Origin of the sequence: Rickettsia asiatica (assembly GCF_007989425.1) — a bacterium.
GTDB classification, from domain to species: Bacteria; Pseudomonadota; Alphaproteobacteria; order Rickettsiales; family Rickettsiaceae; genus Rickettsia; species Rickettsia helvetica.
The window spans coordinates 275165-289873 of record NZ_AP019563.1 but is presented as its reverse complement, the minus strand read 5'-3'; the positions used below and the strand labels follow the sequence as shown (position 1 = coordinate 289873).

The following is a 14709-nucleotide window of genomic DNA, read 5'->3' as shown; positions in this document are numbered from 1 at the left end:
AAGCAAATATTCTAAATGCATTGACTGAGGTTAATTATTCACTAATACAAGCAGGAAAAACATCAGAAACTACAGTAATAATAGGATTGCCTTATAGCGGAAAAAGCACATTTTTAAATGCTCTTGAAAACAACCTTAAGATTATCGAAAACGGTGAAGAATTTACATTTGATAAATTATTTGATTTTGACACACCGGAAATTAAGCATAAATATGAACCAGCTGTATATTACCCAAAAAAATTTGAAATTGCAGAAAAAGTATTTTGGGAATGCTCTAACGAGGTACCCGATACAGTTCAAGAGTTAATCAATGTATTTTTTATTAAAAAGCTAGTTCACATGACCGATAAATTAAAATTTATCATAGTAGCAAAAGAAGAGACTGTAAAATCCCCTAGTATCTTTAACAGGATTATAGAAGACTTTAAAAATATTTTTCCTACAGAAGAACACAAAAAATTAAAAGGAAATGTTATATGTATAATAACACAACATAATAAAAATAATCATGAAAACATTATACCGATGTTACAAAATAGCATTGCTATTAACAAGGATATATTAGAATTTTCAGATATAAAATTTTTCCATAAGCCTACTTCTCAAAATGAGGAAATAAAGCTGACCCTAAAGCTAAAAGATCTAGAAGAGAGAGCAGGAGTGCAAAATCTAGAGATAAAGAAGCTAAGTTCATTTCTAGAGGAACAAGACAGTCTTATAGAAAATTTACATACACAAATACAGATAAATGTAGAATGTATAATTAATACTATCCAATCAATTTTTGAAGGCTTTAGTGTATATACACCTCTTAACTACTCAAAATTTTTAGATAATAACTATAAGGGTTATGTTAAACCATATTTACCAAGTTCTCCAATACAATATCCGGCTATAGAAAAAACTCCTTCTTGTTTTGAAGGATTAGCACAATTATCGGAATTTCAAGCTATCATATCAAACAAACAAGATAATAACCTCATAGCGGCAATATTTCAAATTTTAGACTCTATTGAGAAATTCACGGATAATAAGCCAGTTATTCAAGCTTACCGGTATGTGTTAGAGCTACAAATTAAAGAATTATCATTATTTGAAGAAATGTTATCTACAACATGGTCTCAATCCAATGATTGCTATAGTTCCCTAATTGAAATATGTGATTTATTCGTACAAAATAACTATCTATATCTTCTATAAAAAATATAGAACCTAAAAACGATCAACTGGTGCAATATTATAAAGAAGTCATAAAGTGGTTAAATAAGTACTCTGACAAGGCAAAAGTAACCAAAACTATAGCTTAGGCTGCTACTCTAAAATAGGCGATATATTGAGCGAAGAAGAAGATTATAACGGAGCTTTAGCTAATTATAATGCAGCTCTAACATGTAATGAAGAACTTAAAGAAATGTACAATAAAATCGGTGATATGCTATTTAACTTAGGACGTGAAGACTCAGCTATCATATTTTATAGAAAGAATAATAAATTAGACTCTATATTAAAATGTTATGACAGCCTTATAAATAAGGCTGAAAAGCCTATAAAATATGATTTATATATGGACCAAGGAAACGAACTTCGCTTTCAAAAACAACAGGAAGCAGATGCTGCAGAATCATATTTTAAAGCAGCTGGTGTTGTACGTGATCCTCAAAAACAATAAAATGCAATGCTTATGGCATACAATACTTTCTTAGGAAACTCAAATAATAACGCAATTCAACAAACAGATATTTCAGCACAACAAAGAAAGGAGTATTTTAAGGATATAATCGGCGATATTATTGATCTACATTCTTAATAGATCATTTATGCTTACTTTAGCTCTCGTAGTTTTATCGACTTGTTTTATGATGACTACACAATAAAGTCCAGGCTTACCCGCTTCCTTAGCAGGTAATACCCCAGGTACTACAACAGAATAAGCCGGAATTCTGCCGTAAATAATTTCACCTGTATCTCTGTATACTATTTTTGTAGAGCTACCGATAAACACCCCCATACTAATTACTGCTCCCTCCTCTACTATTACACCTTCTGCTATTTCCGATCTTGCACCGATAAAACAATTATCTTCAATGATAACAGGCTTTGCTTGCAATGGCTCAAGCACTCCACCTATTCCCGTGCCGCCTGAAATATGGCAATTCTTGCCGATTTGGGCACATGAGCCGATAGTAGCCCATGTATCAATCATTGTTCCCTCATCTATATAAGCACCTATATTAATGAAAGAAGGCATAATTACGACATTTTTAGCTATATAAGTACCAGTTCTAACAACAGCTCCGGGAACTTTGCGTATAGCTGCTTTTTTGAATGTATTTTTATCGATATCTGCAGAAAATTTAGGAGCAACTTTATCATACCAACTATTATAATTGTTATTATAAAGCTGCGATTCCGTAGTGATAAAATATAGCAATATAGCTTTCTTTACCCATTCATTAACTTGCCAACTATTTTCTTTCTTTTCGCAAACACGAATTGTACCTTGATTTAAGCTTTCTATAATATCATTAAGAGTGTTCTTTAATGTTATAAGCTTTGAAGAATCTTGAAGAAGTTTGTCCTTAATTTGCCAAGCTTCTTCAATTTCTTTAATACGAGAGGACATATCTTTTAACTGTTTTATTGCCAAAAATAATAAATGAGATTATCATGAAAGTCAAACATAATAATTATAATTAACTATGTATATTACTTGCCCAAATTGCCAAACAAGATTTATTGTTACAAGCAATCAAATAGGTATTAACGGACGACGAGTAAAATGTTCCAAATGTAGCCATTTGTGGTATCAAAAATTAGACTATAATACTAGTAAATTAAATGACTTTAAAGATAAAGTAAACACGGAAACTATTAAAACTCCTATTAAAAATCATTACAATGCTAATGTGCCGGTTATTTTACCGTATATTCCTCCTAAGAAAAAATATAATATATTTCCAATATTATGGACTAGCTTTATAATTTTTTGTTTAGTGATATTACTAATAGATAGCTTTAAATTCTTAGGTAAATATGATCAATTAAAGATAGAGGAAATTAATTTAGGAAAATCTCGTCATATAGGTGGTATGAAGATATTTTATAAATTATCTAATGAGTCTGATTATTTAATTTCCGATCCTATAATCAAAGTTAGAGTAATGGATACTAATAATCAAGCTTTAGATGAATATGTATCAATTACAAAACTACAAACAAAAATCCCTGCAAAACAAGCAATACATCTAGAAATGAATATTGAAGGGATCCCTGTTACGGCAAAATATATTGATATTGCTATAGGTAATAGATTAGGGCTTTTATTTAAGTAATCAACGTTCCTGCGTGGCTCTTAACACATAAAAATACTAAAATTATTAGTATTTTTATATTTATGGATACCGTGGTCAAGCCCTGTATTGTACGAACGTTGCCGTTGACCTGAGTATAAAGGCAATTGATGTCATGCGGGAATGACATAAGGGCTATGCAACAACGTCACTTAAAAATACCCATAAGCCGAAACTTATGGGTATTACAAAGATATAATGATTTTTATTATCGTGTATTAGGAAACACCACAACTTGAGCTATTAGTATCACTTGATACCATATTAACAATATCTGGAGCTTTAAATAATATAATGATTGCAGTAACTACTACTAAAGCTACCTCCCACTGCAATTTTCCTCTTAATGTTTGAATTCCCAGAACAATTATACCGACAACAGCTATACCTTTTGCAGTATTGCCTCTGAATACTTTAATTAACTTACATAATGCATCACCTACAGGATCGCCGACATTACTACCTAAGCTATCAAAAGCTACCATAATAATAGCCACGCTTAGAATAGTAAATAATATGCGTAATGATAGATTATAATCGATTAATTCTTCGTTTAATTTACGAATAGGAAAGTTCATATGTTTTTACCTCAATAAAATATTAGCATTTAAAAAGTAATGTATAATTTATTTATATATAAATCAACTCCTAAATATATGCAATTTTAATTAATATGCAAAAATATTTTAAAAACACTTATTTTAAGTAACATTATAATCACATATAGTATAATTTAACTTCCAAATATATAAACAAACGTAAATAAAAATAACCAAACCACGTCCACAAAATGCCAGTACCATGCAGCAAATTCAAACCCTAAATGTCCATTACCTTCTGTAGTAAAATCTCCTCTTTTTGCTCTAAAGTAGCAAACTATTAGAAATATAGTACCTATAATTACATGAGCTCCATGAAAACCCGTAGCTAAATAAAAATTAGAAGCATATATACCATCTGTAAATTTAAATGCCGCATGATAATATTCATATGCCTGCATAGTTGTAAAAAATATTCCAAGCAATATGGTAAGAGCAAGTGCAGTTACACAATCTTTTTGATTTTTTTCTTCTAAGGCGTAGTGAGCCCAAGTAACGGTAGTACCTGATAAGAGTAGTATTAAAGTATTGATAAAAGGAATATCAAATGGATCAAAAGTTTTAATTGTAGGTGGAGGCCAAATTCCCTGTTTTACAACCCATACACCGTCTAAAAGACCTACGGGTGATAGACTTGATTTAAAAAAAGAAGCAAAAAATACACCAAAAAATACTATTTCCGTTAAGATAAATAACGCCATACCTATTTGTAAACCTTTTCTAACAGGGCTAGTATGCTGATGTTCGACTATTCCTTCTTTCACTACATCCCTCCACCAAGAATATAAACAGTAACCTACTGAAATAACTCCTGCAGATAAAATATATATATTAAATTTGTAGCCATGCATAAACGAGACACCGCCTATAACCAAAAGAAGTAAAGCAAAAGATGTTAGGACGGGCCAAGGGCTTGGGGCTACTATATGGAATAAGTGCGATTTAGTAATAGGATGTGAATTTGGACTCATATTTTATTTTATCATTTTCTAATTATACTTCGAGTAGATATACGAAGATCAACTTGGAAAAGAGCAAGGAGTCTGTAAGCCGAGGAGCGGAGCGTATAATAATACGTGAGCATCCGAGGTCTTACAAAGACGACATAGCCAATTTTTCAAGTTCATCGAGTATAATAAATATAAATTATTATTGATGTAAAAGCAAATTCTAGAAGCAGATTTATATAGAAAATATGCCTCGTAACTCAGAATTACATTATTTATTATTAATGACAACTAAAATCTCTTGATTCTTTATATTATTCAACTAATATATAGACCGCTAATAATGTTTAAGCTCCATTGTTGCAAGACCAATCTGTCAAAACTTAATATTAAGTTATGCCAGGGGTCTATTATTATAAGTGAGTAAAATCATGAAGTATAATGGAGGTTGTTGTCTTACAGCAACAGAGTTTAACCTCTGGCACCTTTATTTATTAATTTCTAGATTAGGTTTAGGCATAAATTAAATAAAGGAATTGTGAGTAGTATTAGCTATGTTTGATAAAAATAAAGATTTATTAATTCTAAAAAATACAAATGCAAAAAATAAAGAAAAAATTTAAAAAAAATTTCCTTTCACCACCGTTTCTAATAATATTATTAATGTTTTTTTATTATCTTCTTAATATCTTAGAAGTAAAATATTTCTAGATTTTTTAACTAATTAAGTTGTTAACTCTAAATTTTCTTACTTAAAATTATAGAGATATGACAAATTATCTTCACTATTTTACTAGTTATTTCTGCAAATATTGCCTCTGTACTATCATTCATTATAGCAATATTTTTATGTTCAATCTCATCAAGTCGAAATTTAATAATATTATTTAATAATTCCAACTCAACATTTTTATTTTCTAAATAATTTATTTGCTGTTCATAATGTTTTTCTATTACTTCTTCTACACTCTCGGTAACAAGCATCGCCGTTTTTATTCCCATCAAGGAAGATAAAGCACCAAGTAAAAATCCGTAATGATGCCAAAAAAATAATAAAACCGTGGGTCTTACTTCTTTTTCCAGTAATTTTTTTTCAAAATAATTTAAATGGATCTCTTCGTGATCAAGCATTTCTTTAATCAATATATGATCATTTTGAGATTTAATATATTTTAGCTGCCCTTGATAAATTCTTTTTGCACCATACTCTCCGGCATGATTAACTCTAATTATCTCGTGAATTTGTTTGTCAGGGTCAGAAAAATCAGGTCTAGGCATAAATATACTCCTTTTGAAAGAAGTTTAAAATTAGGTAGACGAAGTTTAATTTGGAAAAGAGCAAGGCGTTTCATATTTTTTGACCGCAGCGTACATACTAGTGTGAGGATCAAAAAATATGAAACGCCGACGCCAATTTTTCAAATTAAACGAGTATACTTTGGAATAAATCAAAACCGGCAGGATTTAATTTATAATCCACTTCCGCTTGCTGTAATAATTTTAAAGTCTCTAAACATTCAGTTAGGCTAAGGCCGTTTGCTATCTTCATAAAATCATTAATATACTGATAGAAAATCGGTGGTGATAATGATTTTATTGCGAGTTCCAAACGCTCACCGTTTTGTACTTTCGACAAAACTATATATAAATTTAAATAATGCCTTATTAATGCTCTAATAATTAAAACTTCATTGATATTTTGTTTTTTTAATATATCAAGCTCTTGCAGAAAATTACTATAATCTTTTTTTGAAAAATACATTGCTAAATCACTGCCGTTTGCCGTAATTTCGCTACTTATAACTTCTAGAACGTCGTTTAAAGTAATTTCGCGTACGTCGTGAACAAAATATATCAATTTATTTATTTCGCTACAAATTAAATCATGATCACCTTTTAAATGAGCTTTTAAATAAGTGATAGCTTCTTTACTTATAATTTTATTAGTTTTTTCTACTTTACCTAAAATAATTCGTTCAATTTTTGCTTCATCGTCATGATAACAAGCAACTGCCGCTAAATATTCTTCTGTTTCAAAAAACTTTCTAACGCTCCCGCTTGAAGTAATTGCTTCACCTATAAATACAGGAAAATTTATATAATCACTGCTTAGAATTGTTTTTAAATTCTTATCGATTGAATTCCCGACCGATCTAATTTTAATTAATTCTTTTTGACCAAAAAAATTAGACGAATTAAGTAATATTTCTAAAGATGAAATATTAAGATCTGCGTATTCTATAGAAGTTTGTAGCATATTTAAGCTTTTTACTAAATGCTTACAAATTTTTCCTATATAACCTTTATCAGGACCATATAGTAAAAGAGCTCTAATCTTTCCGACTGTTATTAGTTCAAATAATCTACCTATTTGTGAAAAATAAAATTTCATAGCTTAACTATTTCCGTGTAAAATATAAAATTAATCTGCTATGAATTTCTTCTGCTGCTTGATATGCCAAATCCATTCCTGTTTCATCTCTTTCAACATTTGTTGCATATGGTGTAAAAATAGCATTATATGACGTGTTTTGGTAAAACTTCTCTTCAATTAAAACCTTTTGACTTTCTATATCAATTAATTTATATCTAACTAATTGATTAATATATTCCCTTAAAACATTGGAGTTTTTTTCAATAGTAGCAGGCATAGTTGTTGCGATAAGCTCTGCTTTAAGCAGGTATTTTGCTTTTGCTTTCTGAGGTAAAATACTAGTTAAACGATGATAAAACTCAGCTCTTTCAATTGTTCTAATCGGTTCAACTTCAATAACTTCTAAATCATTATTTCTACTGTATTTTTCACTATATACCGGTTTTAAATTACAACTGCTCATTAGAAAGAATATAATTATTACAAATAAAGAACGCATATATAGATTAAGATTAGTTTTTTATATTAATAACAGTTTATTTCGATTTTGTGAAAGAAAATTATAATAATTAGCATTTATTAATATTTATATGTTAAATGTTGACATTAATAAGTGAGGCTTGTACTATTACCGCTTCAAAATAATTTTAAGGTATTATAGATGTTAATTCTAAGTGTTCCAATAGACATAAAAACAGCATTGGTAAAAATAAAAATATATTTTTGCTTCCCAAAAAAAAGAAAAAGTAATTTTAACAAAATATAACTCAACAGAAAATATTGAAACACTCAAGGTAAATACAGATGAAGCTAAAACTGTAAAGATTACAAAAGAGGATTTAGAAAAATCTTTTGAGTTATATGAAGAAACATTGGCAATATTAGCACAAAAACTATCATTACAAACATCAATTAGTTATGATGATTATAACCCTCAAACAGAGTATTACCCATTGATAGGAGAAGATGGAAGTATCAAGTATATTCCTACTACTGAATTATAATTTTTTAAGCTTAAAATACTTTATCGGTCAGTTTTACATACTTACCGTTTTTTATTAAAGAACTCTCTACATCCTCCTTGCAAATCTAATATTCTATGTTAAATTTACAAGGAAGAGAGCCGTTTTAAGTTAATGGTTTTAGTTTAAGCTTTTTAAAACTCATCATTATTTATTTTAGGATTAGTTTGCCCAACTACTGTTTTACATTCCAGATATTCTTCAAAATCTTTTTCCCAATTAGGTCGTACTTCTATAGGAGAACATTTTGAAGGGGTTATAGGAACATATTTTGGCGTTTTTATAAGAATTTGATCTATAACATTTCATTCATAATCTTGTAATATTTCTAGTATTTCTTTACTAGTATTATAACGTGACGGAGTAAGACCTGAAGCATCTTTTTTTGTTACTAAAGTAGGCTCTGCCTGTAATAGAATTTCAATAATTTCTTTATTACTAACCCCTGCAATTGCTGAATGTAATACCGATACACCCTGAAGAGTGGTAGAATCTATAGAGTCTCGATTTACTTTTAAGATCTCTACTGCTAACTCTTTTTTACCATGCTCAGCTGCTTCGTGTAATAAAGCATTGGGATTATATTTTCAATACATACCTTTAATGCACTATTAAAAATTGCTATACCGTCTTTTGTTGTATCTTTAAATAATTGTTCTAACTCTTCTATATCACTCTTTACTGATGCGGATTTCATTGCTATATCTGAATCAGGCGAATTTGGACCTGGAGTTTTATATTTATCTAAATCTGATGTAGGTAAAGTAGACATTTTTTGCTTTCTCATTAATTCTCCTAAATTTATTAGTTGCCACTAAAACCTTTACAATATCATGGGCTTGTATGACTCTGATATCATTCTCGTAGAGGTGCCTAGACGTCAGTTTAAGGCTCGATGCCACCCTATCGAAGGCAGGAATACCATATCTACTCCTCCAAGGAATGCCCTAAAAGATTTGAATATTGTTCATGTCCTTCTGAGCAATAGGATGACTCTGTTATCATTAAACTTTTAGAAGACATATAACATTCTAAATTAGGGGTTAATTGTTGCATGCAATTAATTAAAGCATATTCTTTACCGTTAACTGCTAAATTCAGAATATCATATAAATTTGAGTGGTCAGCATATAAGGTGGGTCTTGTTATATCTGATAAATACTGTTTACAAATTTCTAATTTATTGTTTTTGTGTAGGTACTTAAAATAATTTAACGTATTTTCAGCACTACATAATTCTTCATCATACAGGTATATTGCTTAGTCATTAATTTTCCTAAATTTATAAGTTGTTAATTATTTTAGGAGGCATTGCAAATTAGTGGTGAATTGATGTCATTCCCGCGAAAGCACATGGGTGTCAACTTAAGGATCGATGTCATGCCCACGTAGGCGGGAATCCAGGGTAAAGCGAGATAAATCAAGCTTTTCAAAAAATCTTTTAGATTAAGATTTTTTAGCCTGGATCCCCGCCTACGCGGGAATGACATCAAAAGCGTTCTCCAATCCACGCAATAATGCCCGCTCGCAATGACAACCTTCAGTATCCACGCAGGAATATATAGTTGGCGAACGACATGAGCTAATTTGCAATTCTCCTAAAATTAAGATTATAAATTTAAGAATAATAACGCAACAAATCAAGTTGAATTATATCTTACTTAATTGATTAAGAATTGTTAATTTATCACAATGGATTAGTTACTGAAGTTTTATATTTTCCATATCCCAATCGTGAGAAATAGTATTATACTTTAATATATAAGGCTTAGTATCTATAGAATCTAGAGTTACATCGGCAATCATATCATCATGTGACGAGATAAGTTCATTATAACCGAAATTAGCATAATAAGGTTGATAATTTCTAAATCTAACCGTTATAAATTTCTCTTTAGTAATAGCAGGTAAGAATTTCACTAAATCGTCAAGATTACTTAATCCTAAATCTTTCATCTCAAAAATTTGTAATCTATAAACATTTTTATAATCTTTGGTAAAGAATGTCGGTATAGAGCTAAAGCTACTACCGGATTGAACGGAGGCTATACTTAAAGCTTTAAGCGGAATTCCTGATTTATTACTAAAATAATCATCGGCTTCAAAAAATACTGCACCGCCAAAATTTACCATTTTAGCGATTTTATTATTGTTCACATCATATAAATCTACTGCTTGTTCTAGCTTTTTTCCATCACGAAATATAGTAAGTTTAATAGCTATTCCTTTAAAATTATCCATTTCTCTATCAAATAATGCTAGATTGCCGCCGAGTTCCTTATCATTCACCGCCCAAACAATATCACCGGCTTTTAAAGATTTTTCAGCAGGCGATCCGGCTAGAACTGCCTTAACGCTTATCACTCTATTTCTACTATCAGAAAATTTATTTATATATTTATCCATTTCTTCTTTAGGGAAATTATGATGTCTAACTGCTTTATTTAAAGAATATAACTCGCTTATTATTCCTATATGTTTTCTGCTTGGTTGTTTATTATTCTTTAAACTTTCTAAAGTGCGAGCTACATAATCACCGTGCAGTGCTAGAGAATGAGTTTTACCACCACCATATAATACTCCTATAGCCTCAATCTTATCATTTAATACCGGTGAACCGCTAGCACCGCCGGTACTATTTAGGTTAATAACATAAGTACATTGCGGCATTAAACCTTCAATATTATAAAGATCAGACAAATAACCGGTATGGAAAGAAAAGCCTTTTGCTTCCGTGTTACCGACTACAAAAACTTTTTGATTTAATTTTGGAAGCTCGTTTGAGAAAGCTATTTGTGTTGTCGATACCGGTATGTCTTTACTTTCTACTTTTAGAACGGCATAATCTTGCCAAATATCGTAATAGATAAGCTTTGCTTCTGCCTGTTCACCGTTATAAAAAGTAACAAAATAAGTTCCGATAGACGCACCGCCGACAACATGAGTATTAGTAATTATATAACCGTTGTTCTTATCGTTAATAAATCCCGTTCCAGTCCAACTACTTGTATCATCATACGCCGATACGGCAATTCTAGTATCGATCGTTACAATTGCTTTCTTCGCTTTTTCAAATATAATAGTGCTTGTTTCACTAGATGCTAAAACTATATTATTTAGGAAAATTAAATTAATAATAAATAAAAGTTTTAGCAACATCGGTAGTTTTTTCATTTTCACCTCTTGTAAAATCACTTAAGCCGCATTATATCAAATAAAAAGTCATAATAAAATAAAAAAAGAAAACGAGGATTCTTATGGGAAAAGTAATAGGTATCGACCTTGGAACTACCAACTCTTGTGTTGCAGTAATGGAAGGGAAAGAGCCAAAAGTAATAGAAAATTCAGAAGGTGAGAGAACTACGCCGTCAATAATAGCTTTTGCAAACGGCGAAAAATTAGTCGGACAATCTGCTAAAAGACAAGCAGTAACTAACCCTCGCAATACTATATATGCGGTAAAGCGATTAATCGGTAGAAATTTTACCGATCCTATGGTTGCAAAAGATCAGGATATCGTGCCGTATAATATAGTTAAAGCCGATAACGGGGATGCATGGGTCAAAGCGGATAACAATAAATATTCACCAAGTCAAATTAGTGCTTTCATTTTACAAAAAATGAAAGAAACTGCCGAGAATTATTTAGGGGAGAAAGTAACACAAGCAGTAATAACCGTACCTGCTTATTTTAATGATGCACAGCGTCAAGCAACGAAAGATGCCGGTAAAATAGCAGGTCTTGAGGTCCTTAGAATAATTAACGAGCCGACTGCTGCAGCTCTTGCTTACGGTTTTGATAAATCGGCAAGTAAAACTATTGCAGTATATGATCTTGGCGGCGGAACGTTCGATATTTCAATTCTTGAAATCGGTGATGGTGTTTTTGAAGTAAAATCAACGAATGGTGATACATTCCTTGGCGGTGAAGATTTCGATACAAGAATATTAAACCATTTAATAGATGTATTCAAAAAAGAAAGCGGTATAGATCTACGTAACGATCCTTTAGCACTTCAGCGTTTGAAAGAAGCGGCGGAAAAAGCTAAGAAAGAACTATCTTCTGCAGTAACTACCGATATTAATTTACCTTATATTACGGCTGATAGTAGCGGTCCAAAACATTTAAATATCAAATTTACTAGAGCGGAACTCGAAAAATTAGTAGACGATTTAATTGAAAAAACCATTGAGCCTTGCCGAAAAGCATTAAAAGATGCAGGCTTAAAAGCTTCAAATATTCAAGAAATAGTGTTAGTCGGCGGGATGACTAGAATGCCGAAAGTACAAGAAGCCGTAAAAAAATTCTTCGGACGTGAGCCGCATAAAGGCGTAAACCCTGATGAGGTTGTAGCTCTTGGTGCTGCTATCCAAGGCGGAGTACTTAATAAAGAAGTAACGGATATATTATTATTAGACGTTACGCCTCTATCTCTTGGTATTGAAACTCTTGGCGGCGTATTTACAAGATTAATCGATCGTAATACTACTATCCCTACTAAGAAAAGCCAAGTATTTTCCACTGCCGATGATAATCAGCATGCCGTAACTATTAGAGTGTTCCAAGGTGAACGTGAAATGGCGAAGGATAATAAATTACTCGGTCAGTTTAATCTTGAAGGCATACCTCCTTCACCGAGAGGAGTTCCACAAATAGAGGTAACATTTGATATTGACGTTAATGGAATAGTGCATGTTTCGGCTAAAGATAAAGCAAGCGGTAAGGAACAGAAAGTAACTATTCAAGCTTCCGGCGGTCTTAGCGATGCCGAAATCGAACAAATGGTTAAAGACGCTGAGCAGAATGCCGATGAAGACAAAAAGCGTAAAGAGCTTATTGAAGCGAAAAATGCTGCCGATAGTTTAGTTTATTCTACTGAAAAGACTCTTACAGAGTATGGTGATAAATTATCATCAGAAGATAAAGGAACTGTTGAAGAAGCACTAGCCGCTTTAAAAGCCGTTCTTGAGTCGGAAGATGCTGCTTTGATTAAAGAAAAGACCGAAAGCTTAACTGCAGCTAGCATGAAAATCGGCGAAGCAATGTATAAAACACAAAACGAGAATCAGCCTTCTGAAGAAAGTGCCGCTAATGATGAAAAAATAGTAGATGCTGATTTTCAGGATGTAGAGAAGAAGTAACATACTGAATTTGTCATCCCGCGACTTGATCGCGGGATCCAGTAAAATATATAAATGGATTCCTAAGATCCCGCGATCAAGTCGCGGGATGACAACCGTGTTTATAAATTAAATTATGTCACAAGATTATTACCAAATACTAGGTATTAGTAAAACAGCTAGTCAAGCTGATCTTAAAAAAGCTTACCATAAGCTAGCTAAACAATATCATCCCGATAATGCGACGGCCGGAGATACGAATGCCGAGAAGAAATTTAAAGAAATCAATGCTGCTTATGATGTTTTAAAAGACGAACAAAAAAGAGCTGCTTATGACCGTTTTGGACACGATGCTTTTCAAAATCAACAATCACGAGGGGGAGAAGGAAATCATGGCGGTTTTCACCCCGATATCAATGATATATTCAGCGACTTCTTTAGCGACTTTATGGGAGGCAGCAGAAGATCATCACGCCCAACTTCAGCTAAAGTTAGAGGTTCGGATTTAAAATATGATCTGACAATTAACCTAGAGGAAGCATTTCACGGTATAGAAAAAAATATTAGCTTTTCTAGCGAAGTAAAATGCGATACTTGTCACGGTAGCGGTTCTGAGAAAGGTGAAACCGTAACTACTTGCGATGCTTGCGGCGGTGTTGGAGCAACTAGAATTCAGCAAGGATTCTTTACGATCGAGCAAGCTTGTCATAAATGCCAAGGTAACGGACAAATTATAAAAAATCCTTGTAAAAAATGTCATGGCATGGGACGTTACCGTAAGCAACGAAATTTATCAGTAAATATTCCTGCCGGTGTTGAAAACGGTACTAGAATAAGACATACCGGAGAAGGGGAAGCAGGTATTAGAGGCGGTAATAGCGGTGATTTATACGTTGATATAGCAATAAAACCACATGATATTTATAAAGTAGACGGAGCAAATCTACATTGTAAACTACCTATTAGTTTTGTGAATGCCGCTCTTGGAGGAGAGATAGAAGTACCGGTAATTGAAGGTGGAAAAATAAACTTAACAATTCCTGCAGGCACACAAAACGGTGATCAATTAAGGCTACGCAGCAAAGGTATGTCTAAAATGAGATCAACTATTAGGGGTGATATGCTTACACATATTCATGTTGAAGTACCTAAAAATTTATCTAAAAGACAACGTGAATTACTAGAAGAATTCAAAAAAGAGTCCATAAATGAAAAAGAAAATGACGGCAGCTTTTTTAATAAAATGAAAAGCTTATGGTCATGAATATAAGCCTCGTCATTGCGAGCGACTAAAA

15 protein-coding genes and 2 pseudogenes are annotated in these 14709 nt (G+C 31.9%); 9 read left to right on the top strand and 8 right to left on the bottom strand.

Going from position 1 to position 14709, the window contains the following annotated elements; translation table 11 throughout:
- Window positions 1-341 precede the first annotated feature (341 nt).
- From RAS_RS10630 to RAS_RS10395, 4 genes and pseudogenes are all read left to right on the top strand, one after another.
- Window positions 342-567, top strand: a pseudogene (locus RAS_RS10630) (hypothetical protein).
- Window positions 568-662: 95 nt separating this feature from the next.
- Window positions 663-1202: a hypothetical protein gene (locus RAS_RS10625; protein WP_332094803.1), complete on the top strand. Its 540-nt coding sequence runs from the start codon at window positions 663-665 to the stop codon at window positions 1200-1202.
- Window positions 1203-1335: 133 nt separating this feature from the next.
- Entirely contained in the window at window positions 1336-1671 is a 336-nt protein-coding gene (locus RAS_RS01575) for a hypothetical protein (RefSeq protein ID WP_147143917.1), read from the top strand.
- Window positions 1672-1677: 6 nt separating this feature from the next.
- Window positions 1678-1809: a hypothetical protein gene (locus tag RAS_RS10395; RefSeq protein WP_269473001.1), complete on the top strand. Its 132-nt coding sequence runs from the start codon at window positions 1678-1680 to the stop codon at window positions 1807-1809.
- On the opposite strand, the gene dapD is transcribed toward RAS_RS10395, so the two are convergent.
- Window positions 1798-2625: a 2,3,4,5-tetrahydropyridine-2,6-dicarboxylate N-succinyltransferase gene (gene dapD / locus RAS_RS01565; protein ID WP_147141737.1), complete on the bottom strand. Its 828-nt coding sequence runs from the start codon at window positions 2623-2625 to the stop codon at window positions 1798-1800. The two genes, RAS_RS10395 and dapD, sit on opposite strands and share 12 nt — an antisense overlap.
- Window positions 2626-2701: 76 nt before the next feature.
- On the opposite strand from dapD, the gene RAS_RS01560 reads away from it, so the two are divergent.
- Window positions 2702-3334, top strand: coding sequence for an MJ0042-type zinc finger domain-containing protein (locus tag RAS_RS01560; RefSeq protein WP_147141734.1), 633 nt, complete (start codon window positions 2702-2704; stop codon window positions 3332-3334).
- 236 nt (window positions 3335-3570) lie between these two features.
- Here RAS_RS01560 and RAS_RS01555 read toward each other — a convergent pair whose 3' ends face one another.
- Both RAS_RS01555 and RAS_RS01550 read right to left on the bottom strand, forming a co-directional pair.
- Window positions 3571-3930: a TrbC/VirB2 family type IV secretion system protein gene (locus RAS_RS01555; RefSeq protein ID WP_010423681.1), complete on the bottom strand. Its 360-nt coding sequence runs from the start codon at window positions 3928-3930 to the stop codon at window positions 3571-3573.
- 155 nt (window positions 3931-4085) lie between these two features.
- Window positions 4086-4922, bottom strand: coding sequence for a cytochrome c oxidase subunit 3 (locus tag RAS_RS01550; RefSeq protein WP_147141731.1), 837 nt, complete (start codon window positions 4920-4922; stop codon window positions 4086-4088).
- Window positions 4923-4975: 53 nt separating this feature from the next.
- Here RAS_RS01550 and RAS_RS01545 point away from each other — a divergent pair, with 53 nt between their 5' ends.
- Window positions 4976-5107, top strand: a complete 132-nt coding sequence (locus tag RAS_RS01545) for a palindromic element RPE5 domain-containing protein (protein WP_232049269.1) — start codon at window positions 4976-4978, stop codon at window positions 5105-5107.
- A 529-nt stretch (window positions 5108-5636) separates the two neighbouring features.
- On the opposite strand, the gene RAS_RS01540 is transcribed toward RAS_RS01545, so the two are convergent.
- The 3 genes from RAS_RS01540 to RAS_RS01530 all read right to left on the bottom strand — a co-directional run bounded on the left by RAS_RS01540 (window position 5637) and on the right by RAS_RS01530 (window position 7771).
- Window positions 5637-6176 carry a demethoxyubiquinone hydroxylase family protein gene (locus tag RAS_RS01540; RefSeq protein WP_147141728.1) on the bottom strand — a complete coding sequence of 180 codons (540 nt, stop codon included), beginning with the start codon at window positions 6174-6176 and terminating at the stop codon, window positions 5637-5639.
- A 145-nt stretch (window positions 6177-6321) separates the two neighbouring features.
- Window positions 6322-7290, bottom strand: coding sequence for a DNA polymerase III subunit delta (gene holA, locus RAS_RS01535; protein ID WP_147141726.1), 969 nt, complete (start codon window positions 7288-7290; stop codon window positions 6322-6324).
- Between the two features lie 7 nt (window positions 7291-7297).
- A complete protein-coding gene (locus RAS_RS01530) occupies window positions 7298-7771 on the bottom strand; it encodes a hypothetical protein (protein ID WP_147141723.1) in 474 nt (157 codons plus the stop codon).
- A 162-nt stretch (window positions 7772-7933) separates the two neighbouring features.
- Here RAS_RS01530 and RAS_RS09330 point away from each other — a divergent pair.
- A pseudogene (locus RAS_RS09330) lies at window positions 7934-8276 on the top strand (hypothetical protein).
- Between the two features lie 547 nt (window positions 8277-8823).
- Here RAS_RS09330 and RAS_RS08955 read toward each other — a convergent pair.
- The gene (locus tag RAS_RS08955) at window positions 8824-9081 is read right to left on the bottom strand and encodes a hypothetical protein (RefSeq protein ID WP_197734678.1); all 258 of its coding nucleotides are present in this window, start codon (window positions 9079-9081) and stop codon (window positions 8824-8826) included.
- A gap of 914 nt (window positions 9082-9995) precedes the next feature.
- Entirely contained in the window at window positions 9996-11489 is a 1494-nt protein-coding gene (locus RAS_RS01515; protein ID WP_147141720.1) for a S1C family serine protease, read from the bottom strand.
- A gap of 62 nt (window positions 11490-11551) precedes the next feature.
- On the opposite strand from RAS_RS01515, the gene dnaK reads away from it, so the two are divergent.
- Together dnaK and dnaJ are read left to right on the top strand one after the other, a co-directional pair.
- Entirely contained in the window at window positions 11552-13435 is a 1884-nt protein-coding gene (dnaK, locus tag RAS_RS01510) for a molecular chaperone DnaK (RefSeq protein ID WP_147141717.1), read from the top strand.
- 115 nt (window positions 13436-13550) lie between these two features.
- Window positions 13551-14678, top strand: coding sequence for a molecular chaperone DnaJ (dnaJ, locus tag RAS_RS01505; protein ID WP_147141713.1), 1128 nt, complete (start codon window positions 13551-13553; stop codon window positions 14676-14678).
- The last annotated feature ends 31 nt before the right edge of the window (window positions 14679-14709 follow it).